This is a genomic window from Acinetobacter sp. WCHAc010052, assembly GCF_002165295.2.
In the GTDB taxonomy this organism is placed as follows: Bacteria; Pseudomonadota; Gammaproteobacteria; order Pseudomonadales; family Moraxellaceae; genus Acinetobacter; species Acinetobacter chinensis.
Window position 1 is genome coordinate 1,320,315 of sequence record NZ_CP032143.1, and the last position, 26,821, is coordinate 1,347,135.

General features: G+C 43.1%; 19 protein-coding genes. 14 read left to right on the forward strand and 5 right to left on the reverse strand.

Features of this window, described 5'->3' with window-relative positions; translation table 11 throughout:
• Positions 1-12 precede the first annotated feature (12 nt).
• Together CDG61_RS06610 and CDG61_RS06615 are read right to left on the reverse strand one after the other, a co-directional pair.
• The gene (locus CDG61_RS06610) at positions 13-450 is read right to left on the reverse strand and encodes a PaaI family thioesterase (protein WP_087550844.1); all 438 of its coding nucleotides are present in this window, start codon (positions 448-450) and stop codon (positions 13-15) included.
• Positions 451-607: 157 nt separating this feature from the next.
• Positions 608-853: a hypothetical protein gene (locus tag CDG61_RS06615; RefSeq protein WP_087550845.1), complete on the reverse strand. Its 246-nt coding sequence runs from the start codon at positions 851-853 to the stop codon at positions 608-610.
• A gap of 364 nt (positions 854-1,217) precedes the next feature.
• Here CDG61_RS06615 and CDG61_RS06620 point away from each other — a divergent pair, with 364 nt between their 5' ends.
• Both CDG61_RS06620 and CDG61_RS06625 read left to right on the forward strand, forming a co-directional pair.
• Positions 1,218-1,631: a GFA family protein gene (locus CDG61_RS06620; RefSeq protein WP_087550846.1), complete on the forward strand. Its 414-nt coding sequence runs from the start codon at positions 1,218-1,220 to the stop codon at positions 1,629-1,631.
• Between the two features lie 136 nt (positions 1,632-1,767).
• Positions 1,768-2,652, forward strand: a complete 885-nt coding sequence (locus tag CDG61_RS06625) for a DMT family transporter (RefSeq protein WP_087550847.1) — start codon at positions 1,768-1,770, stop codon at positions 2,650-2,652.
• Positions 2,653-2,719: 67 nt separating this feature from the next.
• Here CDG61_RS06625 and CDG61_RS06630 read toward each other — a convergent pair whose 3' ends face one another.
• The gene (locus CDG61_RS06630) at positions 2,720-3,946 is read right to left on the reverse strand and encodes a pyridoxal phosphate-dependent aminotransferase (protein ID WP_087550848.1); all 1,227 of its coding nucleotides are present in this window, start codon (positions 3,944-3,946) and stop codon (positions 2,720-2,722) included.
• Between the two features lie 218 nt (positions 3,947-4,164).
• Here CDG61_RS06630 and CDG61_RS06635 point away from each other — a divergent pair, with 218 nt between their 5' ends.
• Positions 4,165-4,347 (forward strand): hypothetical protein, encoded by a 183-nt coding sequence (locus tag CDG61_RS06635; RefSeq protein ID WP_087511344.1) that lies wholly within the window; start codon positions 4,165-4,167, stop codon positions 4,345-4,347.
• 212 nt (positions 4,348-4,559) lie between these two features.
• Here the strand turns inward: CDG61_RS06635 and CDG61_RS06640 are convergent, their stop codons facing one another.
• The gene (locus CDG61_RS06640; RefSeq protein WP_087550849.1) at positions 4,560-5,975 is read right to left on the reverse strand and encodes a GGDEF domain-containing protein; all 1,416 of its coding nucleotides are present in this window, start codon (positions 5,973-5,975) and stop codon (positions 4,560-4,562) included.
• A 71-nt stretch (positions 5,976-6,046) separates the two neighbouring features.
• Entirely contained in the window at positions 6,047-6,826 is a 780-nt protein-coding gene (locus CDG61_RS06645) for a hypothetical protein (RefSeq protein ID WP_087550850.1), read from the reverse strand.
• A gap of 175 nt (positions 6,827-7,001) precedes the next feature.
• On the opposite strand from CDG61_RS06645, the gene uvrB reads away from it, so the two are divergent.
• The 11 genes from uvrB to CDG61_RS06700 all read left to right on the forward strand — a co-directional run bounded on the left by uvrB (position 7,002) and on the right by CDG61_RS06700 (position 26,305).
• Positions 7,002-9,023, forward strand: a complete 2,022-nt coding sequence (uvrB, locus tag CDG61_RS06650; protein ID WP_087550851.1) for an excinuclease ABC subunit UvrB — start codon at positions 7,002-7,004, stop codon at positions 9,021-9,023.
• A gap of 111 nt (positions 9,024-9,134) precedes the next feature.
• Positions 9,135-9,749: a lipocalin family protein gene (locus CDG61_RS06655; protein ID WP_087550852.1), complete on the forward strand. Its 615-nt coding sequence runs from the start codon at positions 9,135-9,137 to the stop codon at positions 9,747-9,749.
• 121 nt (positions 9,750-9,870) lie between these two features.
• Entirely contained in the window at positions 9,871-10,800 is a 930-nt protein-coding gene (gene rarD, locus CDG61_RS06660; RefSeq protein WP_087550853.1) for an EamA family transporter RarD, read from the forward strand.
• Positions 10,801-11,030: 230 nt separating this feature from the next.
• Positions 11,031-12,791, forward strand: coding sequence for a hypothetical protein (locus tag CDG61_RS06665; protein WP_087550854.1), 1,761 nt, complete (start codon positions 11,031-11,033; stop codon positions 12,789-12,791).
• Between the two features lie 242 nt (positions 12,792-13,033).
• Complete coding sequence (locus CDG61_RS06670; RefSeq protein WP_087550855.1) at positions 13,034-14,491, forward strand: glyceraldehyde-3-phosphate dehydrogenase; 1,458 nt, start codon at positions 13,034-13,036, stop codon at positions 14,489-14,491.
• 234 nt (positions 14,492-14,725) lie between these two features.
• Positions 14,726-15,445 carry an MFS transporter gene (locus CDG61_RS06675; RefSeq protein ID WP_087550856.1) on the forward strand — a complete coding sequence of 240 codons (720 nt, stop codon included), beginning with the start codon at positions 14,726-14,728 and terminating at the stop codon, positions 15,443-15,445.
• 7 nt (positions 15,446-15,452) lie between these two features.
• A complete protein-coding gene (locus CDG61_RS06680; protein ID WP_205671803.1) occupies positions 15,453-16,127 on the forward strand; it encodes a hypothetical protein in 675 nt (224 codons plus the stop codon).
• Positions 16,128-16,240: 113 nt separating this feature from the next.
• Positions 16,241-16,615 (forward strand): winged helix-turn-helix transcriptional regulator, encoded by a 375-nt coding sequence (locus CDG61_RS06685; protein WP_087511363.1) that lies wholly within the window; start codon positions 16,241-16,243, stop codon positions 16,613-16,615.
• 286 nt (positions 16,616-16,901) lie between these two features.
• Positions 16,902-18,113, forward strand: a complete 1,212-nt coding sequence (gene cgtA, locus CDG61_RS06690; protein ID WP_087550858.1) for an Obg family GTPase CgtA — start codon at positions 16,902-16,904, stop codon at positions 18,111-18,113.
• Between the two features lie 33 nt (positions 18,114-18,146).
• Entirely contained in the window at positions 18,147-19,280 is a 1,134-nt protein-coding gene (proB, locus tag CDG61_RS06695; RefSeq protein ID WP_087550859.1) for a glutamate 5-kinase, read from the forward strand.
• Between the two features lie 278 nt (positions 19,281-19,558).
• Complete coding sequence (locus CDG61_RS06700; protein ID WP_118998481.1) at positions 19,559-26,305, forward strand: VCBS domain-containing protein; 6,747 nt, start codon at positions 19,559-19,561, stop codon at positions 26,303-26,305.
• Positions 26,306-26,821: the final 516 nt, after the last annotated feature.

Sequence of the window (26,821 nt, forward strand, 5' to 3'; positions counted from 1 at the left end):
ATAACAGTAAATTTATGGATGGATAATCATGCAGGTTGCAGTGGCATGTGCATACAGTTTGCCATCTTCATCAATCAGCTGACCTTCTGAAATTGCCAGATTTTTACTTAAATTGATGACCTTACCAACCGCCAGCAGCGTTTTGTCTTTAGGTACGGGGCGGCACATTTTTACATTCAGATCAATCGTGCCATATCCGACACCGGCTTCCAGTGTGGTATGTACAGCACAACCGGTTACAGAATCAAGCACGGTGGCAGCAAAGCCACCATGAACCCCACCGAGCGGATTTAAATGACGATGGTCAGCCTTGACGTTAAAGCTTGCTTCACCTTTTGAAATAGAGTGCAAATCCATGGGGATAGTTTCGCTGATACTGGCTCTAGGGATATGACGATCGATCATTGCCTGTAAAAACTCAAGTCCAGTCATTTCTTTTGGGTGTTTCATGCTGCTATCCTTATGTAAGTTCTAAAAAGGAACCTTTTGATAAAAATAGGAGATACAGAACTGTCTGTCAATTTATTTTGTGAGTACTGCTTATATTAAAAATGAAAAATATACTGATTTATATCGTAAAACTGTTTTAACCATGATGGAAAATGGATCAGTGATTCATCTGATAAAATTTTTCGATATGATCTGAGCGATGAATAATTTTTAACTCAATTTTTTCACCTGTAGCCCAGGTTGCACTTGAATTGCTGAGATCAACATCAATAATATCCAGCTCTTTGCACAGCGTCCTTGATGTCTCTATCACAATGAACTGCGGTGTCTGATTTTTCAGACATCTGGCAATATAGCGGTGGATATTATTCAAAGGGTATACATCAATAATTTTATAACGCATATTTTTCCAAATATTATAATTAAGTTATTGAAATTTTATTAGAAATCAAATTATTTTATTTTTCAAATAAAAAATGAATCAAAATACCTGTTTGATTATTTACTGACAGAAAGGGCTGCATAGAGGGTGATTGTATGGGTTTCAGCATACTGTAGATATCACGGTCTTAAAAGTGCAGATTCATGATTAAGCTGAATTTTAAATAGCCTAAGCATTAGGCTTAATCCTTTATTTACAACAGGAACATATTTTCAGCGAAATGGAATGAAGTCCACTTTTGTTTATTCAGCAAATTTAACTTGTTGGAGGATGTACATAGTTGTTGTAATTTACTGATATGAATATCAAACAGTTGAGAATAAAAATGAAAGGACAGTGTGTATGTGGTGAGACTGCATTTACCGTTACGCTGAAAGACCATAATGTGCATGTATGCCATTGTTCAATCTGTCGCAGGCAGACCAGTGGTGTCATTATGACTGTGGATACGGTTCAGGGTAGCCTGAATTTTGACAAACAGAAATATTTGTCTGTATACAGTTCTTCTGACTGGGGTGAGCGCGGATTTTGTAATGCCTGTGGTACCAATCTTTTCTGGCGGACCAAAGATCAAAGTTACTGTAATATTAATGTATTTTCTTTAGAAGAAGCGCCTGAGGATCTGAAGCTTGATATGGAAATTTATATTGACAATAAACCTGAGTTTTATTCATTTTCAAACAGAACTCAAAAGATGACTGAGGCGGAGGTGGTTGCGCTGTTTTCTTCGGATCAATAAGAGAAGGAGCTGATGGTGATGCTGAAGCTGTGTTTTACATCAGTACTATTGATAAGTTTGATGAGAAAAATGCTATAGATTTAATAAGATATATTCGATATATCTAAAGCAGGCTGTTGAATAAGGATGCTCAGACATGCTGCTTAAAATAGTGATTGCCATGCTGGCATTTGCTGCAAACTCTGTATTGTGCCGTTTAGCACTTGCTGAACAGCAGATTGATCCTATGAGTTTCAGTCTGATTCGTGTATGCAGTGGTGCAGCAGTATTGTGGGGACTGTATTGGTTTTCTTCAAACCAGGCAACGATCGAATGGAGCGTGAAAAATGGATTTTTTCTCGCCTTATATATCATCGCTTTTTCCCTTGCTTATTTGCATATTGATGCGGGTGTAGGGGCATTACTTCTCTTTGGCACAGTTCAGCTCAGCATGGTTGGCTATGGTTTATGCCACGGTGAGAGGATAAATCTGCGTCGCGGTACAGGATTGGTCATTGCGATTGTGGGGATTCTGATTTTGTTATTGCCTGGAGCATCCGCACCTCATCTGGGCTATGCTGCAATGATGGTACTTTCGGGTATCGGATGGGCAATGTACAGTATCACAGGAAAAAATATGCATAATCCACTGGCAAGCAGTCTGGGGAATTTTGTACTTGCGATTCCTTTTGTATTGCTGGCATATCTGGTTTTTTACACACAGAGTTTTATCAAGCCGCAGGGCGTACTTTTAGCACTGTTGTCGGGCGGTCTGGCTTCAAGTGGTGCCTATGTACTCTGGTACGCCATAGTGAAGCAGATTGATCGTGTTACAGCCAGCAGTGTGCAACTGTCAGTACCATGTCTGGCTATTTTGGGGGGAGCTTTGTTTATTGGCGAGGCACTGAGTTTCAGAGTTGTTATTTCTGCAGTCATTGTTCTGGCTGGGATCGCTTTGGTGATCAGGTCTTCATCTGACAGTCAGCATTTGAACAAAGCAGTTTCAGCTGATTCGACAGGTTTGTACAAGAAGTTGAAGTAAGGTTCTCGGTCTGTTAATAAAAAACCCGCGATATTCGCGGGTTTTTTATTCTGATATTTAAATCAGATTATTTTTCAGCAGCAATTGAAGCAATCGCAGCATCAACGCCTTCGATTGAATCAGCAGCTTTCTTGATACGCGCAAGTGCATCTACAAGAACTTCATCAGCAGTTGCATAAGAAATACGCATATAACCGCCTAAACCGAATGCATCACCAGGAACAACAGCAACACCGGTTTCTTCCAGTAACCATGCAGAGAATTCTGTGCAGGACTTTAAACCTTTAGCACGGATTAATGGACGGATGTTTGCATATGCATAGAATGCACCATCAGCAGGCAGACAAGTGATACCTTTGATGTCGTTCAAGCCATTTACCACTAAGTCATGACGACGGTGGAATGCTTCGATCATAGGTTGAAGAACGTCCTGTGGACCATTCAATGCAGCTTCAGCAGCAACCTGTGAAATTGAAGTTGGGTTTGAAGTTGATTGAGACTGGATTTTTTTCATTGCGCCAATCAGTTTTGCAGGACCTGCTGCATAGCCAATACGCCAGCCAGTCATTGCATACGCTTTAGATACACCATTTAACACGATCGTGCGGTCATAAAGGTCAGGTGCAACAGTTGCGATGTTGTAGAACTCATCATCCCAGCGGATTGGTTCATACATATCATCAGAAGCAATAAACACTTCAGGATATTTACGAAGAACTTCAGCCAGAGCTTCCAGTTCAGCTTTAGTGTAGATCATACCTGTAGGGTTAGAAGGGCTGTTTAACACCACTAAACGGGTTTTGTCAGTGATTGCAGCTTCAAGTTGCGTAGGCGTGATTTTGAAACGCTGTTCTTCACCACATTTCACAACAACTGGTACGCCTTCAGCGATGATCACCATGTCTGGGTAGCTTACCCAGTAAGGTGCAGGGATGATCACTTCATCGCCTTTGTTTAACAAAGCAAGCGCAAGGTTAAAGAATGACTGTTTACCACCACAAGAAACCAGGATCTGGTTTGCAGCATATTCAAGATTGTTGTCACGTTTTAATTTAGCAATAATTGCTTTTTTAAGGCCTGGCGTACCATCTACAGCGGTGTATTTTGTAAAACCGTTGTTAATCGCTTGAATAGCAGCATCTTTGATGTGTTGCGGAGTGTCAAAATCTGGTTCGCCGGCGCCCAAGCCAATTACGTTCTTACCAGCTGCTTTTAATTCAGCAGCTTTGTTGGTAACAGCAAGTGTTGGGGACGGTTTGATGGCATTTACACGATCAGAGAGACGTACGTCCACGGCAATATTCCTTCTTATAGGGATAAAAAAATAAAAGCACACTATCTTAGCCTAAAACGGTGTGTTACGTCGCCCAGTATATGAAGAAATGTTTAAAAAAATGAATCAAAATGGAAAAAATCTGTTTCAAAAAATCAATTTATCCATTACTGCATGCCTGACTCGCATCAGGATGCAAATTTACGTACAATATAGCGAGCTGAAATTGAGTGAATCACATGACCACCCAAAATACTCCCAAGAAAAAGCCATTGGTTAACTTACCTTTTCCAGTGCAGAAAGTGAATGATGCTACACCTGCGGACGAGGAAATTGAAGACATGCGTCCAAAACCACAGCGTTATGCAGACCGGACATGGATGCCTCCAAGAGGTACACGTCGTTCGATGGGCAAGCGTTAATTTAGACGCGAATTAAAAATAGGTGCTGAATGCGCCTATTTTTATGCAAAGAAGATTTATAAGTCAGGAGATAAAATATTTTCAGGTTGAAAAGTAATACAGATCAAAGTCTTTTAATACGCTTTAGATTGATAATACGTGCTTTTAGCTGATTGTAATTTTAACGTTTTAATGGATATCTGAATTTTTAAGAGTTGCTCTTAATTTCAAAATTAATCTTTTAAAGATGCGTCATAGAAAGCCTGTTTATTGCGATACATAATTTCATCAGCTCTTTTGAGTAATTCCTCTATGCTTTCATCCTGTTGTGTAGTTGCATAACCCATCGCAACATGAATTGGAAAATCAGGATGTTTGATCTGGTCAATTTCAAGTTCACAGCGAATCCGATCTAATAATCGAATGATTTGCGTCTGTTTTGCTTTGGGCATCAGAATGACAAATTCATCACCCCCCAGCCGGGAAGCTGAAAAAGTTGTTTGTGTAAGTGATGTTTTTAAAATTTTACCAAACCGTCTTAATATCTGATCGCCCTGATCATGCCCATAGACATCATTAATTTCTTTTAAGCCATTAATGTCTAAAAATATACAGGAAACAGGATGATCCTTTTTTGCCTGTATATTAATGACTTCATCATTAAAAAAAGTACGATTATAGAGTTGGGTCAAATGATCATGTTTACTGACATGAAGTAAATGATTTTCTAATTTTTTACGTTCTGAGAAATCTGTAAAGGCGATCTGCACTGTATCCCAGTTATGGTGAGAATGAGGAAAAATCACCAGTTGCTCGCGTATATTGAGAATATCACCGTCAAGGGTCTGATATTCACACTCACGGGTTTGCTGGTGTTCACCATTCCAAAGTGCCAGTAATTGGGTATGGAAATTCTGCTGACTTGATTCACGTAAAATCTGCCATAAATTTTGCAGGAAACTTTGCTTACTGTCGGCTTTAAACAGTTCTAAAAGTGCCTGATTTACACCAATATTCTGAACGCTTTCAAAGCACATTCTGACAAAGTCAGGATGTCGGATCATATAATTGTCTAAATCATTGATTCCTTGTTGCTTCAAACGATCAAATATCAGTTTGATCTGACTGCAATCCCTGACCCATAATGCTGTAGGGGAGTGTAAAAACAAGGACTCAGCAAATCTACGGGCATTCTGATAATCTGAAATATTTTCAGTCGTGAGTAACAGACGTTCCCAGTCATCTTCATGTCCAGGCATAAAACTGGCTTTAAGATGAATATCAATTTGTTTGCCTTTGCAGGTGTAATTGACAGAAGGGCAAATGCATTGGTTTTTTCGGTTCCATAAGGCAACAAAAAAATTAACTTTTTCTATGCTGACTTTTTCTGCATGCAAGCTTGCAAAGCTTTGTAAAATTTCATTTAAATCTGAAGCTTCATACAGATCAAGGGTACTTTGATTGATCTGAATGGTCTGAATTGCCATTAAACAGGGCTGTAAGCGTTCGGGGTCTTCAAGCAGATATTGCTCCAGGTCTTCAATGCCTTCATCTGTCCATTGCTGAAAGATTTTTTTGACCGCACTGAAGTCCTGAATCCACATCGCCATGGGAGATAGGTGAAAAATGGATAAATCGACTTCCTCCATAATATTCTTCCTTCTCACCAGTATTGTTTATTGTTAAAACTGCTTTGTTCAAACCGTTTTATCAGCATCAGTTATTTTTTTGCACGATGTGCAGCTCTTGGTGGCATCACTTCTTTTTGAGCATTCCACGTTTCTATAAAATCATGCTCGTTGATATTATACAACTCTAAAATTGCTAAAATCACACCACCCAAAGTCCTGGTTTCATCACTCTGAATGTCATCTGTTAAAACATGTTTGCTTTTGAGTGTATTTAAAATATCGCTGATTTCATAACTGCGATCCCGACCGTTACTGTCGGTTGGATACATTGGGGTATTGATCACAATCGTTGCAAGGGTCTTTTCTGCATCGCTTAAATCTAAAGTCTGAATTTTTTCTTCGACTGTATGAAAGATCACTTCATTGCTGAGAATGCTTTGCAGAAATTTCTGAGTCAGTTTCGGTAAAGTTTTTTCCACGAATGGACGGAAAGAGACAGGGAAGATTACGTTACGTGAAATTCCTTTAAACATTGGAGCGATTTCTTCGACTTTGTAGCCTGCAACACCACAACCAACTGAAGTGATGAAATACTTCATTTTGAGATGGTTTCTGGTATAGATTTTAAAATCATCAATATAATGCTGAATTTGTGAAAGCGGCATCTGCTGAAGATGTTCATTCATGGTTGGAATGGCAAAGCTTTGTCCTGCCCAGCCCCGTCCGACACCTTTGGTCGCACCAAAGTGTAACAGTGCTGTTTTCGCAGCCCCCCCCTGGTGAGTACCCGCCATATTGCTTCCAAAGACAAAGATTGTATCTTCAGGTAAATCTTTGATTATGCTTTCATCATGATATTGATAAGTCATGTTTTCAATCTTTTAGCCGGCTTGTTTCAATGTTGCTATCGAAATAAAAAAGGGTCAAGGGTATTTGTTGAATATTGTGTAAAAAGCCCCATTAAAAAACAGTGTAAACCGTAGTTTGCGTGACATTCTGTTAAACTATCCTGTGCTTCTTAGCCTGGTCAAAGAGTGAATTATTGTGAGTGAAAACCAACCTTTTGAACTTGTGACAAATTATCAACCCGCAGGGGATCAGCCACAGGCGATTGCAAAACTGGTTGATGGGGTAAATCGAGGTTTACACGATCAATTGTTATTGGGTGTGACAGGATCCGGTAAGACTTACACCATGGCAAATGTGATTGCGCAAACGCAGCGACCAACCATTATCATGGCGCATAATAAAACCCTGGCAGCTCAGCTGTATGGTGAATTTAAAGCATTTTTTCCAAATAACGCTGTTGAATATTTTGTCAGTTATTATGACTATTATCAGCCTGAAGCCTACGTACCATCTTCAGATACATTTATCGAAAAAGATTCAGCCATTAATGATCATATAGATCAGATGCGTCTTTCAGCGACCCGGTCATTGCTGGAACGCCGGGATGCCATTATTGTGGCATCGGTTTCAGCCATTTATGGTCTGGGCGATCCGAATGCTTATATGAGCATGCTGCTGCATGTGGTTCAGGGAGACAGAATCAACCGTGATGATCTGATCCGTCGGCTTGTGGAAATGCAGTACACACGAAATGAACTGGAATTTTTGCGGGGTACTTATCGAATCCGTGGAGAAATCCTGGATGTTTTTCCTGCTGAATCCGACCAGTATGCCATCAGGATTGAACTGTTTGATGATGAAGTGGATTCGATTCGCTGGTTTGATCCTTTAACCGGTAAACTGGTACGCAAAGTACCAAGAGTGACGATTTATCCTAAAAGTCACTATGTCACGCCCAAAGACAATCTTGAACGGGCAATCGGTACAATTAAAGAAGAACTGAAAGAACGTCAGGTATTTTTTAAAGAACATGACAAACTGATTGAATTACAGCGGATTGAACAGCGAACCCGCTATGATCTGGAAATGATGCAGCAGCTGGGTTATACCAACGGGATTGAAAACTATTCACGTCATTTATCAGGACGACCGGCAGGCGAAGCACCACCAACGCTGTTTGACTATATTCCTGATGATGCTTTACTGATTATTGATGAATCGCATGTGACGGTTCCTCAGATTGGTGCCATGTATAAAGGCGACCGTTCACGTAAAGAAAACTTAGTGAATTATGGATTCCGTCTGCCGAGTGCGCTGGATAACCGTCCAATGAAATTTGAAGAATGGGAGCGGATTGTACCGTCAACGATTTATGTCAGTGCAACGCCTGCCCTTTATGAACTGGAAAAATCTGAGCAGGTTGCAGAGCAGGTGGTACGTCCAACAGGTCTGGTTGATCCTACGATTGAAATTCGACCGGTGCTCACCCAGGTCGATGATGTCCTGTCAGAAATCAATATCCGTAAGGAGCTGGATGAACGTGTACTGGTCACAACCCTGACTAAGCGAATGGCTGAAGATTTAACCTCGTATTTAAAGGAATATGGGGTAAAAGTAGCTTATTTACATTCAGATATTGATACGGTTGAACGTGTCAAAATTATTCATGAACTTCGGACAGGTGTGCATGATGTGCTGGTTGGCATTAACCTGTTGAGAGAAGGTCTGGATATGCCTGAAGTGTCTTTGGTTGCTATTCTAGATGCAGATAAAGAGGGCTTTTTGCGTTCGGAACGCTCGCTGATTCAGACCATTGGTCGTGCCGCACGTCATGTGAAAGGTAAAGCGATTCTGTATGCTGATCGTGTGACTGATTCGATGCAGAAAGCAATTGATGAAACTGACCGTCGCCGAGCGAAACAGATTCAGTTCAACGAAGAACATGGCATCATTCCACGCAGTGCAAAACGTCAGGCTATTAAGGAAATTGATACGGGCGAAGTGCTGACTGATGAACAGATCGAAGTCGGGGCTTCAGAGCAGAACAACGTGCTCACTGCTGATGAACGACACTTGCTTTCAGATCCTAAACTGCTTGCGAAGCATATTGCAAAACTCGAAAAAGATATGCTTAAAGCATCCAGAGAGTTGCAGTTTGAGCAGGCAGCCCAACTCAGGGATGAAATTGTCCGCCTGAAAGCACAAATGCTGCAATAATTTTCAGATTGTCAGACATCTTACATAACAATACAGTATGAGGAAAAAATAATCGTTATTTTAATGATAGTTACATCAGTTTAAATAAGCTGGAATCAGACAGGTAATATCATGATAACGAAAAATATTCCTCGTGCAGGTTATACATTGGCAAAAATTGCGGTTGGTGGCGTGCTGCTGGCAGGGCTTGGAATAGCTGCAGTGAGTTATGCACAGTCCAGACCTTTAACAACCGTGGATAAAATTGAAATAGACCGCTATTTAGGGGTGTGGTATGAAATTGCCCGTAAACCTATGTATTTTCAGAAACAGTGTGACCGTCATGTCACGGCAACCTATACCTTAAATGAAAATGGCAATGTGGATGTGCTGAATCGTTGTCTGAGTGAGGATGGCACAGTCAACCAGGTCAAAGGTGAAGCTTTTATTCAGAATGCACCGTTTAACAGTAAGCTGAAAGTCAGCTTTCTACCCGAAGTGGTTCGCTGGTTGCCGGTTGCCAGAGGGGATTACTGGATTCTGAAGATTGATGATGATTATCAGACTGTACTGGTGGGAGAGCCTAAGCGTAAATACATGTGGGTACTGTCCAGAACACCAGATCTGAATGAAGCCAAGCTCAACGAATACCTGCAGTATGCTCAGTCGCAGGGTTATAATACCAAAGACCTGATCCGGACAAAGCAGTCACTGAAATTGCTGAAGGAAACAGAGCAGCAGTTTTAATAATGGATTGATTTATATTCAGGAGTCTTTATTGTCCTGGAATATAATTTAAATTGAATATTCATGTTTTAGTTGCTTTAAAGCCATTATACTGATCTGCCCCATATCTCAGGAGTCAAAGATGTATAAAGGCGTAGCGCTGTCTGTATTGGCATCTGTGACTTTTGGGATTCTGTATTTTTTTACAACGTACCTGAAACCGATGGACAGTGAGCAGACCTTTGCCTGGCGAATGTTTGCAACAATTCCTTTTCTGACCCTGTTTATGTGGTGGTCAGGTGATCTTAAAAATATCCAGTCCATTTTCAGGCGGATACTGGATAAGCCGTTTTTTTTGATCTGGTTGCTTTTCAGCTCGTTGCTTTGTACGACTCAGTTGTGGCTTTTTTTGTGGGGTCCCATCAATGGACGGGGGCTTCAGGTATCTCTGGGGTATTTTTTACTTCCCTTAGTTATGGTATTGGTCGGTTGCCTGGTTTACAAAGAAAAATTGTCCAGATGGCAGCTTGCGGCTGTGATTTTTGCAGTACTTGGTGTTGCGCATGAAATATGGCGTATAGGCAGTATTGCTTGGGAAACGGTTTATGTGGCTCTAGCGTATCCTCTGTATTTCTTTTTAAGACGTTATTTTAAAACAGATCATTTAGGCGGTTTCTGGTGGGATCTGTTTCTGATTCTGCCCGTCGCGGTCTATCTTGGGTTCAGCCTGAGTGATTCAACAGGACTGATTGCTGCTTTTCCACATCTGATCTGGGCAATTATTGTGCTCGGTTTTTTAAGTGCGCTGGGACTGGGAAGTTATATTCTCGCCAGTCGTTATCTGCCATTTGTCATTTTTGGATTGTTGAGTTATCTGGAACCTGTGTTACTTGCACTGGCTTCAATCGTTCTGGGAGAGCGGGTGGAAGCAGGTGAGTGGCTGACCTATATTCCAATCTGGTTTGCTGTTTTACTGCTGGTTATTGAGGGTGTACTGCACATTTTCAGACAAAGACAGAAATCACAGGAACTGGAATGTAAAGCTGTTCAGTATAAGGATGAACAGAACTGAGCAGTGAAGCAAAAGTCATAAATAAATTAAGGGTTTAGATAAAATACCTTGTGTCGTCAGGAAAATGCATTCTGTCGTAAAAATAAAGCAAAAAGCTATTCATTGTGCTATTTGATTGAATAGAAAAATCTGTGTTTCATTGCTTACTGAAAATAAGTAATTGATTCACTAACATGATGAATATATTTAAAAAAGATAATCTAAAATAATTCAGCCGGGGATAAATTAATATGCAGCCAGCAATGATCCCATTTCATATCCGGGAAAAATTATTACAACTTGAGCCAGGTTTTGAGCCTGGCTGGCAAAGTGTGCTTGAAAACGTTTTTTCAGGACAGGATTCAGCCATTCAGGATATGCTGAATCAGCAGTTTTTAAAGACCAAAGAAATTGTCTGGGACAGGGAAGACAACAGTTTCAGTTACAGTTTTACGACTGCCTTAAATATTCTTAAACATTGTGTCAATAATACAGAGTTACAACTACTCGCGGATCAGCTGAACCAGGATCTTGAGGCAATGAAACTCAGTTCAGATGCTATGGCTGTTGCATCGTGTCTGGAACAGGGTGTTGCAGCAATCAGGCAGTTGCAGATGAAGGAAGATCAGTCAGGATGGCGGGAAAAAAACCTGTTGCTGAAAACATATCTGATTCAGGCAGCACAGATTGTTCATGCCATGACCATAGTGCCACCCACAGGTCAGAGAGAGCTGACAGAAGATCAGATCAGGCATTTTATTGTTGATGTTTTTCTGCGCTATCAGCTGCCGGTACCTTCTATAAAACCACAGTTCAAAGAAATTCAGGAGCTGAAAAAGCACCCTTTTTTTCGTTATTCCCTGAACAGAAAACAGGAGCTGAAACCTGTAGAACTGATCAGATCCTCCGACTATATTTTTGTCATTGCACCGAGTACGGATATTGAACAGAATCCTTATTCAATCAGCCGTTTTCTCAGGGAAACAGACAGAACAAGAGGGATGGAATGTTGTGTACTCGTGCTGGATCTTGAAAAATCACTTGAAAATGATTATATGGAGAGATTTCAGTCATTATTGCAGACGCTCCCTGAAAGTGTTGTAAAACTGAGCCCGAAAGCTTTTGAGCAGATTCAGCAGATGAATGAAATCTGTGAACAGACCATTTTTCCTTTACTGACTGAGTCGGTACATCTGGAAGAAAAAAGTTCGGATGTTTTCGTACAGCAGCATCTGAAAGAGCTGGAAAACACTTTGACTGAAAAACTGCTGATTCCACTGGCAGATCAGCTGAAAGACAATATATTTTCTGCTGAAGAATCAGCCGTGCTTTACTGGAATCTGAACCGCCTGTTTACAGAAATGTATGCTTATTATCGGGTGTTCTGTGCCCAGCCTGCTTTAAAGTCCAGTCAGGGAATAAAAGCATTTGAATATAAATTTGTCTCATTGGTGCGTTTACTGCAAAAGCGCCGTGCACAGATTTTTTCTGTTGCGACTGCATCTGAATGGCAGAATGCTCACAGTGAATCAACCGGACCTGTTCAGGGCATGATTCAGATCATGAATATCTGCTTGCCGGAATACCGAGAACTGAAAATCCGCCTGAATAAATTGCGGAGAGAGCTTTCAGAAGCCAGAAATTCTCTGTTTAAAAGAATGATTAAAAGTGACCAGTATGAAAAAGATATACAGCAGATCAGTGAGGAAATGCAGTTACTGAAAAGGCAGATATTCACCGACATACGCCGATTGCTTGAAGCCACACGCCATAACATGATTCATCTGGAAACAGAGAGTATGCTGAGCTTTACTGAAACAGCACGTCATTTTGCATTTCCATGTGGGGAAAATGGGCTGAGTCGTTTGCCGGTTGTGATTAAACTGCCCGAATCTTTCCTGGATTTTGATGTGGAAGTGTTCAATGCAAAATTTAATTATGAACTGAATTTTTCTGAAGGCTCAAAGGTTGAAAAAGAAATACAGAATCAGTCAGACAGCATGATGTCCTGATAGATTCCTGGTTCTGTTGGATCAGACTTTTTTGATGACATGGACGTATGAAAAAAACAGTAAAATGATCGGTATATGAAAATCATAAAAATAATTACAAGTATTTTTAAAATTTATAGTGAATATATGGGAAAATAAGCACCGCTTGAACAGCTTTTGATTCAAACTTTTCGATAATTCCATTACAATTGTCGGGTTTTGAATTTTATGCCTAGATTTACAATTAATTAGAGGACGTTTCTGTGAGCAAAGAGACTATCATCGCCCTACACGCAGAGCACCAGGGTCGTTGGAAAAACCGTGAAGAAATCGCGGAACAAATGATCGCTTTGATTGGTCAGCTTTACCGTGAAAAAAATATTGTGGTTTCAGTGTTTGGACGCTCTTTGGTTAACCGTTCAGTAATCCAGATTCTTAAAGCGCATCGTTTCACCCGTATGATGGATGTTGAACTTTCAGTTGTACATACATTCCCGATTCTTGAAGCGCTGGCTAAAATTGAAAATATTGGCACTGCTGAGATTGATCTGGGCAAATTAGCCGTTGCTTTCAAAGAGCAGGGTGGCGATGTTGATGCTTTTGTTGCAGCTTCAGTTAAATCAGTTGAAGGTCGTGCGACTTCTGTAGAAGGTCGTGATGTTGTACTTTACGGTTTTGGTCGTATCGGTCGTATTCTGGCTCGTCTGATGATTGGTCAGTCTGGTCTTGGTCGTGGCTTAAACCTAAAGGCAATCGTTGTTCGTAAGTCATCTGATGGTGACCTGGAAAAACGTGCTTCACTGTTACGTCGTGACTCAATTCACGGTCCATTCTCAGGCACTATTTCTGTTGATGAAGAAAACGAAGCAATTATTGCTAACGGTCAGTTCATTAAAGTGATTTATGCGTCGAACCCGACTGAAGTTGATTACACAGCTTACGGTATTGAAAACGCACTTGTGATTGATAACACAGGTAAATGGCGTGATTCAGAAGGTCTTGCACAGCATCTGAAATGCCCTGGCGCTGCACGCGTTATTCTGACTGCACCTGGTAAAGGTGACATGAAGAACGTTGTGTATGGTGTAAACCAGACAGACATCCTGGATGAAGATGCGATTATTTCAGCAGCAAGCTGTACAACCAATGCCATCACTCCAACTCTGAAAGTTTTACATGATAAATACACAGTATTGAATGGCCATGTTGAAACAGTTCACTCGTTCACAAACGATCAGAACTTAATTGATAACTATCATAAAGCTGACCGTCGTGGCCGTGCTGCAACACTGAACATGGTAATCACTGAAACAGGTGCGGCTAAAGCAGTTGCTAAAGCACTTCCTGCACTTCAGGGCAAACTGACTGGTAACTCAGTACGTGTTCCAACACCTAACGTATCTCTTGCTATTCTGAACTTAACTTTGGATAAAGAAGTTGATCGTGATGAAGTGAACGAATACATCCGTCAGATTTCTATCAGCTCAAGCCTTCAGGGTCAGATTGGTTATACCAACTCAACTGAAGTTGTATCTTCTGACTTTATTGGTTCACGTACAGCAGGTGTATTTGATGCTCAGGCAACAATCACTTCAGGCAACCGTCTGACTGCTTATGTATGGTATGACAATGAAGTAGGTTACAGCTGCCAGGTACTGCGTATTGCAGAACAGATGGGCGGTGTAAGCTATCCTAAGATTCCTGCAGAAAAAACTGCATAATCTTTAAATAAAAAAGAGCTTCTTCGGAGGCTCTTTTTTTTGCCCGTTTTTTTATGAATAAAAATATGGCGTATGTCTGAGGTATACGGGCTGAGACAGGGAGATTCAGAAAATCAGTTATTCAGAGTAAAACAGAGGAGTGTACAAATGTAATAGACTCTTATACATAAAAAAGCGATTCAATTCACAATAATAATTAAAATAATGAAAGGAAATGGAACTTAAGGATAAGTTTTGCAACTGAAAAATGTATTGAGCATTATTGTATTTATTCTGCTGACCAGTATCTGTGGAATTGTATTGGGAATCTGGGCTTTTAAGCATTTCAATATTTATATTCCTTTAGAGAATCAGCAGGTCAATATTGATTTACAGGAACCCCTCCAGGCGCAGGTTCATGTCAAAGATGCACTGGATGTAGATATATCAGGTCGGATCAATGCAGAAATTCCGATTGATGAAAAACTGAATATTCCACTGAAGCAGACTCTGACTCCTCGTGTATATTTTGATAATCAGGTGCCGATTAAAACCACGATTCCAGTCCGTGAGGTTTTAAAAATCAGGCAGGATATGCCCGTTAACACAACAGTGCAGACAACCATCCTGGGTAAAGAGATTACTTTGCCACTGAAGGGAACCATTCCGATCAATCTGGATGTTCCGATTGAGCTGAATGTCCCCCTTGCACAAAAAGTACATCTGAAGTTTGATGCACCTGTCAGAGTGGAGCTACAGGAAAATCTGCATATTCCCTTAAAGACGACACTGAAAACCAAAGTTCCTGTGAGTGGTCATTTGAATGTGCCGGTGAAATCTGCCTTGAATGCTTCGGTTGATGTTCAGAATACACTTCCAGTCAAAATCAGGCAGGGTGAGCTGCGTATTCCATTAAATTCAGTGCGTATAGCAACATCAAAACATGCTGAAACTGAAGCTGTTCAGGTGAAGTGATATGCGAATATTTTCTTCCCCGAAGCTGTGGATGATCAGTTTTATTCTGACAGGATTGCTGATTGCATTTTTATTCTGGCTGTATCTGAATGTTGTTGCTTCCATGCGTGTCAGTGCTCAGCAGGCAGATATTCAGTTACCACATTCCTTGCCGGTCAGAATCAATGTGGCTAACCACTTACAGGCAACTTCGCTTGGGCAGGTGGATACTCAGCTGACGGTGGATAAAAAGTTACTGTTGCCTTTAAAAGGAAAATACAGGGCAAAACTGGGTTTTGAGGTGGAAGTTCCTGTTTCGGTGCAGATTGATTATCAGACGACCATTCATATCAATCAGAGTATGCCACTGAACACAACGACTGATCTGATTTATCAGAACAGGCTTTTACCTGAGTTTCCTTTAAATCTCGATATTCCAGTCCGACTGGATGTGCCGTTTGAGTTAAAGAAAACCTATCAGGTTCCGATCAGAATTGCATTTGATGGTCCGGTTGATCTGGAGTTTGATGAGCCTGTAAGTTTAACGGTGCTGCATAAATTTGCGCCACGTCTGAATCTCAATGATCCTGTCAGTATGCAGAATATTGCAGGTTTTAATGCTGTAATGACAAATGATGTACGGGATACTGTTGCTGCACTGGAGATGAAGATGGCATTACCTGTGCGTAATATCCATCCTTAAACAGTAGGAGAAATAATCATAATTCAGCTTGATGTTTAAAAAATAATCATTTAACTTACTTATTGAAAGTTTATATTTAAAAGTAAGCATTTTAATCAAATGAGAACCCGTTTATGAGCCAGTATGCAACAAGTCAGGTACTTGGGCAGGTATTGTCCAGTGAGTGTCCATCGAGAGAGTTGCTTGAACATATTACCAGTAAGTGGTCATTGCTGGTTTTACATTGTTTAAGTCAGGGGGTTCATCGTTTCAGTGAGCTGAAACAGAAAATTGATGGTGTCAGTGAAAAAATGTTGTCGCAGACCCTGAAAGTGCTTGAACAGGATGGGCTCGTGCTGCGAACAGTGTATCCCGTTGTTCCACCAAAAGTAGAGTATCAGCTGACATTTACTGGTTCTCAGACAGCAGAGAAAGTGAATATTCTGATCAGCTGGATAGAACGGAATTTACCTGAAATATTAAATAATAAAGCGCAGTTAATGAAATAAAACAGCAGTCTGGGTTACATGGTTGAAGTATGGGCAGCTGGATGATTGCTTCTGAACATTATTCGCATGATTTTTACTGCAAACAGACTGTTTTATCATCAGGTGGGGCATTTTCAAAAAGTCAGAGTGAACTTTTATTCAGTCAAATGGCGGTCAGAAAAATTTAAAACAGATAAAAATAAATAAAATGAATCATATTTCAGTCTGAGCTGAATAAATCTATTCGAGAAAAACTTTAAAATATGGCAGAATAGGCGGTTTTTAAAGTTTTTAGAGGATTGGCAATATGCGCTTTGTTGATGAAGCAGTCATTACCGTAGAGGCTGGCGACGGTGGCAATGGCGTAGCCAGTTTTCGCCGAGAGAAGTTCGTACCGTTTGGTGGTCCAGATGGTGGTGATGGTGGTCGTGGTGGCAGCATTTATATTCAGGCTGAGGACGACACCAGTACACTGGTAGATTATCGTTATACCCGTAAATTCCGCGCTGAACGCGGTAAAAATGGTGCAGGCGCAAACTGTGCTGGTCGTGGTGGTGAATCCGTGATTCTGAAAGTTCCTGTAGGAACAACCATCGTAGATACAGAATCTGGCGACATTATTGGTGACCTGATTGAAGATGGTCAGAAAGTTCTGGTCGCTGCGGGCGGTGATGGTGGATTGGGTAATACTCATTTCAAATCATCCACAAACCGTTCTCCACGTAAATGTACACATGGCTTCAAAGGTGAATTCCGTGAAATTCGCCTGGAGCTGAAAGTGTTGGCTGATGTTGGTCTTCTAGGTATGCCGAATGCCGGTAAATCCACATTTATCCGTGCTGTTTCTGCTGCAAAACCTAAAGTTGCAGATTATCCATTTACAACTATGGTGCCAAACCTGGGTGTAGTGGATGCAGATCGTCACCGTTCATTTGTTATGGCTGATATTCCAGGACTGATTGAAGGTGCTGCTGAGGGTGCTGGTCTTGGGATCCGTTTCCTTAAACATCTGGCGCGTACCCGTATTCTTCTACATATTGTGGATGTTCAGCCAATTGATGGTTCAGACCCTGCTCACAATGCTAAGGCAATTGTTGCTGAGCTGGCAAAATTCTCTCCGACACTGGCGAAACTGCCTGTTGTGCTGGTACTGAATAAGCTGGATCAGATCGCAGAAGAAAGCCGTGAAGAGTGGTGTAAACATATTCTGGATGAACTTCAGTGGGATGGACCTGTATTTAAAACATCTGGTCTGCTCGAAGAAGGAACCAAACAGGTTGTTTACTACCTGATGGATCAGATTGAACAGCAGCGTGAGCGTGAAGAGGAAGATCCGGAATACGCAGCAGAAGTGAAAGCATTCCGTGATCAGCTTGAAGTTGAAACCCGTGAACAGACGATTGCTGCAAAAGAAGCGTATCGTGAAATGCGTCGTCAGCAACGCCTTGCAGGGCAGGACGATGATGATGACTTCGATGATGAAGATGACGGCGAAGTGGAAGTACATTACGTACGTTAATCTCCTGGTATAAAAAGAGTCACTGAGGACAAGATGATAGAAGTGGTGGATGGGCAGCGTCAGCTCAAGGATTGTAAAAGGATCGTAGTCAAGATCGGATCATCTTTACTGACAGCAAATGGCAAAGGTTTGGACCTGGATGCGATTTCGCACTGGGCCAGACAGATTGCAGACCTGCACAGTGCAGGTCATGAAATCATTCTGGTTTCATCAGGGGCTGTCGCGGAAGGGATGGTCAGAATGAAGCTGGAAAACCGACCCACCGATCTACCCAGTCTTCAGGCCTGTGCTGCCATTGGTCAGATGGGGTTAATCCACACCTGGTCCAGTGTGCTGGATAAACACAGCATTCAGACAGCTCAGGTTTTACTGACTCATGATGATCTGGCTGACCGTCGTCGCTATCTGAACTCATGTGATGCATTACAGCATTTAATTGAATGGCGGGTTATACCTGTGATCAATGAAAATGACACGGTGTCTACAGATGAAATCCGCTTTGGTGATAATGACACACTGGCTGCGATGGTTGCAGGCCAGGTACATGCCGATCTGCTGATTATTCTGACAGATCAGCAGGGAATGTTTGATTCAGACCCACGTTCCAACCCTGACGCTAAACTGTTTCATACCGTTCGTGCGCTTGATGAAAGCCTGTTTGATATGGCAGGTGGCGGTGGAAAATTTGGACGTGGCGGTATGCTGACCAAAGTTCGTGCTGCCCGTCTGGCTGCCAAGTCAGGCTGTCCAACTCTGATTGCCAGTGGCGACAGTGATCACGTGCTCTCCCGTCTGATGGGCGGTGAGATGCTGGGTACGCTGTTTATCACAGATAATGACAGAATGACGGCTCATCAGCAGTGGCTTGCTGCGCATTTACAGACTGCAGGACGCCTGGTGATTGATCATGGTGCTGTAAAAGCGATCAAAGAAAATCACCGCAGCCTTTTACCTGTGGGTGTGAAAGCGGTTGAAGGTCACTTTGAGCGTGGTGATGTGGTTGAATGTGTGGATCAGTATGGACATCGTGTTGCTGTAGGGCGGGTCAATTTCAGTTCCCGTTCTGCAGAAATCGTTAAAGGTCTGGCATCTGACAAAGTACATCAGGTACTTGGAGAAGCCCGTTCTCTTGAAATGATTCACCGCAATCATATGGCGATCTATTAGTTTTTTTAATTATTGAATTTAATTAATAATTATCTTCATCAGTTGATTTTAACTACTCGCTTAGCTACTTGAAAAAGTTCACTTGTAAAAGTGGGCTTTTTTTATGAAGTATTGATAACTATTTCTATACTCAGAACTGTCTAAAAAACCGATTGTAAAAAAAAGTAGATTGATTCTTTTCGACTTTTTAAGTCGAAATACCAGTTTGCAGTTATGTTTGTCAGTTCATAATTCATTCAAAATAGAGAAAATGATTATATTTTTCTGGGGATGAACTGATGAAAATTAAAATGATGAGTAAAGTATCTGGAAAGGTGCAGATACTGGACATTAATAATAATATTAAAATGGAAGACCACACTGTACTGAGTCCAGATCTTTCAGCCGACCAGATCAGTCATGCTGTCAGACAGGGAAATGACCTGCTCATAGTCCTTAAAAATGGTGAAATCCTGACGGTTCAGGATTATTTCCTGTATCTACAAAGCTCCATTATCTTAAACGGAGAAGCATCCCCTTTACTTTTTCAGGTGACTGAAGATGCAGCCGGTGCATTACTGATTGAATATAACCCTGTAACAGAACCTGTTTTAAGCTCGCTGTTCAGTTCGGACTTACTGCTGGGAGGTGCTGCCCTGGTGTTGGCTGGCGGAGTCGTGTACGAGCTGACTAAAAAAGATGAAACCAATAAACCTGCAGATCTGGGCACAGCATCCATTAATTTAAAGGAAACAGATGCGCCTTTAAGTTCGGGCGGTCAGCTCTCGATCAGAGATAAAGATGATCCAGAAACTTTTCAGAGTCAGGTGAACACAGCAGGTAAATATGGCCATTTCAGTATAGATCAGGATGGGAAATGGCAGTATCTGGCTGACTCTGCATACAATGAACTTGCCGAAGGTGAAACCCTTACAGAGGACTTCATCGTTTTCAGTTCGGATGGAACACGGACAACAGTCAGTATAACGATAACGGGAACCAATGATCTACCGGTGATAGGAGGAACTGTTACTGGTGTTCTGACTGAGGATATGACAGGGAAAGTATCGGGTCAGTTGACTGTATCTGATGCTGATACTGGTGATACACATACCTGGAATGTTTCCGGTAATGGTGCTGGTCAGTACGGCAGTTTCACAGTGGATGCGACCGGGAAGTGGAGTTATCAGTTAAACAGCACTCATAAGGATGTTCAGGCACTGGCTGTAGGGGAAAGCCTGACTGATACCGTGATAGTCACTGTCACAGACAAATCAGGAGGCACTGATACTCAGGTTCTGAGCATAACAGTCAATGGTTCAAATGATCTCCCTGTATTAAGTGGTGTGATAACAGGCAATGTTGTAGAGGACAGTTCATTAACAGTCACGGGTCAGTTGAGTGTCACAGATACAGACCTTACAGATACACATACCTGGAATGTTTCCGGTAATGGTGCTGGTCAGTACGGCAGTTTCACAGTGGATGCGACCGGGAAGTGGAGTTATCAGTTAAACAGCACTCATAAGGATGTTCAGGCACTGGCTGAGGGCGAAAGCCTGACTGATACCATAATCGTAATGGTCAATGATGGAAATGGAGGTGCTGCCTCTGAGACGTTGACCATCACCATACTGGGTACTAATGATGCTGCCATTCTCAGTTCGGTAACTGAAGTTCTGATCGAAACAGATGTGGTCTTGACTACAGGTGGTACTCTAACGATCACTGATGTAGACAGCGCAGCTACGTTTATTGCACAGACAGGTACTGTTGGTGACTATGGGACATTCAGTATTGATGCCGCAGGTGCATGGACTTATGTTGCCTTTGAAGCTTATAACGGACTGAATGCTGGTGATCAGCATACTGATACATTTGATGTATTCAGTGCAGATGGTACTAAAACAAATGTTACGGTCATTATTAATGGTTCAAACGATGCCCCGGTTGCTGTTGCAGACAGCATTCAGGTTGCAGAAGGTGGAACGGCAACTGTACTGGTAGGAGGTGCAGCCAGTGTCCTTACCAACGACAGCGATGCAGAAAACAACCTACTGACAGCCATCCTGGTGACAGGACCAGCCCACGGCACACTGACCCTGAACGCTGATGGCACATTCAGTTATGTTCATGACGGCAGTGAAACCACATCAGACAGCTTCACGTATAAAGTGAATGACGGCACAGTGGACGGCAACACGGTCACGGTGCAGATCAGTGTGACACCGGTCAATGATGCGCCTGTTGCTGTGGCAGACAGCTTTACCGTAGTTGAAGGTGGCACCATCAGTTCAGGCAGTGTCCTTACCAACGACAGCGATGCTGATGGCGATACTTTAACTGCGATCCTGGTGACAGGACCAGCCCACGGCACACTGACCCTGAACACCAACGGCACATTCAGCTATGTTCATAATGGCAGTGAAACCACATCAGACAGCTTCACGTATAAAGTGAATGACGGCACAGTGGACGGCAATACAGTCACGGTGCAGATCAGTGTGACACCGGTCAATGATGCTCCGGTTGCTGTGGCAGACAGCTTTACCGTAGTTGAAGGTGGCACCATCAGTTCAGGCAGTGTCCTTACCAACGACAGCGATGCAGAAAACAACCCACTGACAGCCATCCTGGTGACAGGACCAGCCCACGGCACACTGACCCTGAACACCAACGGCACATTCAGCTATGTTCATAATGGCAGTGAAACCACATCAGACAGCTTCACGTATAAAGTGAATGACGGCACAGTGGACGGCAATACAGTCACGGTGCAGATCAGTGTGACACCGGTCAATGATGCGCCTGTTGCTGTGGCAGACAGCTTTACCGTAGTTGAAGGTGGCACCATCAGTTCAGGCAGTGTCCTTGTCAACGACAGCGATGCTGATGGCGATACTTTAACTGCGATCCTGGTGACAGGACCAGCCCATGGCACACTGACCCTGAACACCAACGGCACATTCAGCTATGTTCATAATGGCAGTGAAACCACATCAGACAGCTTCACGTATAAAGTGAATGACGGCACAGTGGACGGCAATACAGTCACGGTGCAGATCAGTGTGACACCGGTCAATGATGCGCCTGTTGCTGTGGCAGACAGCTTTACCGTAGTTGAAGGTGGCACCATCAGTTCAGGCAGTGTCCTTGTCAACGACAGCGATGCTGATGGCGATACTTTAACTGCGATCCTGGTGACAGGACCAGCCCATGGCACACTGACCCTGAACACCAACGGCACATTCAGCTATGTTCATAATGGCAGTGAAACCACATCAGACAGCTTCACGTATAAAGTGAATGACGGCACAGTGGACGGCAATACAGTCACGGTGCAGATCAGTGTGACACCGGTCAATGATGCGCCTGTTGCTGTGGCAGACAGCTTTACCGTAGTTGAAGGTGGCACCATCAGTTCAGGCAGTGTCCTTGTCAACGACAGCGATGCTGATGGCGATACTTTAACTGCGATCCTGGTGACAGGACCAGCCCATGGCACACTGACCCTGAACACCAACGGCACATTCAGTTATGTTCATAATGGCGGTGAAACCACATCAGACAGCTTCACGTATAAGGTCAATGACGGCACAGTGGACGGCAACACGGTCACAATGCAGATCAGTGTGACACCGGTCAATGATGTCCCGGTTGCTGTTAATGATACCACCACTGTTGATGAGGGAAGTTCAGTCACAGTGGCTGTACGTGACAATGATACAGACGCAGAACAGAACAGCTTAACAGTGTCAGCTGTCACACAGGGTACAAATGGCTCAGTGGTGATCGATGCTGTCACGGGCAATCCTGTATACACCCCAGATGTAGGTTATTCAGGTACAGACAGCTTTACATATACCGTCAGTGATGGTCAGGGAGGAAGCAGTACAGCTACTGTGAATGTGACCGTCAATGCAGTCAACCATGCCCCTGAATTTACCACCACAGGTGAGTTCCCGGTCAATACCTATACTGATAATAATCAGAATAGCTCTTCAGTCACAGCACTGTCCGATGGTGGCTTTGTGGTGACATGGCAGTCTAATGGGCAGGATGGTTCGGGCTTTGGAATCTATGCCCAGCGTTATGCTGCGGATGGTCAGCCTCAGGGGGGGGAGTTCAGGGTCAATACCTATACTGCCAGTAGTCAGTATTACTCCTCAGTCACAGCACTGTCCGATGGAGGCTTTGTGGTGACATGGCAGTCTAATGGGCAGGATAGTTGGGACGATGGCATCTATGCCCAACGTTATGTTGCAGATGGTCAGCCCCAGGGGGGGGAGTTCAGGGTTAATACCTATACTGTCAGTAGTCAGGATAGCTCGTCAGTCACAGCACTGTCCGATGGAGGCTTTGTGGTGACATGGCAGTCTATTGGGCAGGATAGTTCGGGCTATGGTGTTTATGCCCAACGTTATGCTGCGGATGGGCAGCCTCAGGGTGGTGAGTTCCAGGTCAATACCTACACGTATAACTGGCAGGATAACCCGTCAGTCACAGCACTGTCCGATGGTGGTTTTGTGGTGACATGGCAGTCTAATGGGCAGGATGGTTCGGGCTATGGTGTTTATGCCCAACGTTATGCTGCGGATGGTCAGCCTCAGGGTGGGGAGTTCAAGGTCAATACCTACACGTATAACTGGCAGGAGAACCCGTCAGTCACAGCACTGTCCGATGGTGGCTTTGTGGTGACATGGCAGTCTAATGGGCAGGATGGTTTAGGGTATGGCATCTATGGACAGCGTTATGCTGCGGATGGTCAGCCTCAGGGTGGGGAGTTCAAGGTCAACACCTACACAACTGACGGGCAGGCTTACTCCTCAGTCACAGCACTGTCCGATGGTGGTTTTGTGGTGACATGGCAGTCTAATGGGCAGGATGGTTCGGGCTATGGTGTTTATGCCCAACGTTATGCTGCGGATGGACAGCCTCAGGGTGGTGAGTTCCAGGTCAATACCTACACGTATAACTGGCAGGATAGCCCGTCAGTCACAGCACTGTCCGATGGTGGCTTTGTGGTGACATGGTCATCAAACGGACAGGATGGTTCAGGCTTTGGTATTTATGCTCAGCGTTATGATAAAGACGGTGTGCCATATACCGCCACAGGTCATGTGACTGAGGACGCAGCAGAAAACACCATCAAAGGTCAGTTACAGGCAAGCGATGCAGATGCAGGCGATACGCTGACCTACAGCATACAGGGTTCTGTAAATGGAACTTATGGTAGTCTGACTGTGGATCCAACGACAGGACTGTGGATTTACAGCCTGGATAACAGCAGCACTGCGACACAGGCACTGGGCAAAGGTCAGACAGGTACAGAGACCTTTAAGGTCAGAGTAACCGACAGTAAAGGTGGATATGACGAAACGGATATTGTTATTCAGGTGCTGGGGGGCAATGACGTTGCTGTGATTAAGGGGAGTCAGAGCGGTGCAGTCAAAGAGGATACGCCAGCTCAAGCCGTGGCAACTGGCAAACTGAGCATAACTGACCTGGATGCAGGTGAGGCGGAATTTAAGCCCCAGATCAGTACATCAGGGACTTATGGCAGTTTCTCTATAAATGCGGTAGGTGAGTGGGCGTATACACTGGATAACAGCAAACCTGCTGTTCAGGCACTGAAGGAAGGTGAGACAAAAACTGAAAGTTTTACAGTGAACAGTCTGGATGGAACAGCGACCACAGTAACTGTAACCATAACAGGAACCAATGAAGCACCAGTCGCTGTAGCAGATAATAGCGTTATATTACAGAATAATACTTTGACACTGACACCTGTTGAGTTACTGCAAAATGATACAGATATTGATGGTGGTGTTCTAAGTATTATTTCTGTACAGGGTGCTGTAAATGGCACAGTGAGCCTGGTCGGCGGGAATGTACAGTTTATTCCAGCTACGCGCTATGAAGGTCCAGCAAGCTTTAGCTACACCGTCAGTGACAGTCAGGGGGGGACATCGACAGCCACAGTCAATGTGGGGGTAGGATCAGCGACTGCACCAAGTGTTGTTGTCAGTAAATCTTTAGTTGCCATTGCCCATGGTACAGGCGGTACCAGTGTCAAATTCCCAGTCACAACTGCCCTGGTCGATACCGATGGTTCAGAAAGTCTGTCGATTAAAATATCGGGTGTTCCGACTAATCTCAGTTTTAATGCAGGGATAAATATGGGTAGTGGTGTCTGGCAGTTTACAGAAGCTGATTTGCCGAATCTTATCCTGAATCTACCTGGCAGTTATACAACCAATGCAACCCAACTGACGGTACAGGTCACTGCAACTGAAATGTATGGGAATTTTACTGCTTCGACTTCTACTGTAGTGACTTTAAAGGCTGGCTATACCACTGTGGATGTGACAACTACAGACAGTGGTAGCTATACAGGTTCTTCTGCCAGTGAATACATTCAGGGAGGAACAGGTGATAATACCATCAATGGAAATAGTGGTAATAATGTCATCAATGGTGGTGCAGGCAATGATAACCTATCGGCAGGCAGTGGTTCTGATGTGATCAATGGTGGTTTGGGTAACGACACCATCAATGCTGGCAGTGGTTCAGACCGGATCAGCGGTGGCGCAGGTAACGATATTCTGAAAGGAGGAGATGCAGGAGAAAACTTTGTAGATCTGTTTATGTGGGCACTGGGTGATCAGGGAGCAGCAGGAACACCTGCATTGGATACAATCGAAAACTTTGCAACCGCAGCGGCAGTTACAAACGGTGCAGGCGGTGATGTACTTGATTTGAGTGATCTGCTACAGGGAGAGTCTGTGGGGGCAGCCAACAGTGCGGGCAATCTTGGGAATTATCTGCATTTTGAGATATCGGGTAACGATACGCTGATTCACATCAGTCACACAGGGGGTTTTACTGCTGACTCACATACGGTTGGAGCCGCCTATACTTCTGCTGCTGAAACTCAGCAGATCAAATTATCAGGTGTAAATCTACAGAGTTTTTATGCAGGGGCTACGACAGACAGTCAGATCATTACGCAGCTGTTAAATAATAATAAGCTGATCATTGGCTGAGTATGATCTGCTGGAAAAGCACGCTGAACAGTAAAGTCTGGCGTGCTTTTTTTATGAATATGAAAAGTATAAACCTGATCAGACTGCTGTATTACAGAGTTTTTTTTCATCATATTTTTATGAATTTTTAAAAGCAGTATTTCGTCAGGGTAAATAATCCTTCTGAATAAGTCACATTTCGGATAAAGCGCAATGGAGGGCACTAAAGACCATGACTTCCTCATTTATTTATTACTGATGACGTCAATACCCTCAACTTTTAATTTCGCTCACGTAAAAAAAATTCCTTAGGGCACGGTCATTTAACCCTAAACCTCTGACTTTTAGCCCCCCTGGCTATTCACCTGAATCATCCAGGAAAAAGTGCAACAAAAACAGGCTTAAATTTCTGGTCATTATTGCTGTATGGGGCTCGTAGCCGCGTTATACAAAGTGCAATCCGTTAAAGTGGAATAGCCTGTTTATAGTTGTTCTGTAGTCCGTTGTCGTTATTTTTAGCCTTGTTTTTATCAAAAA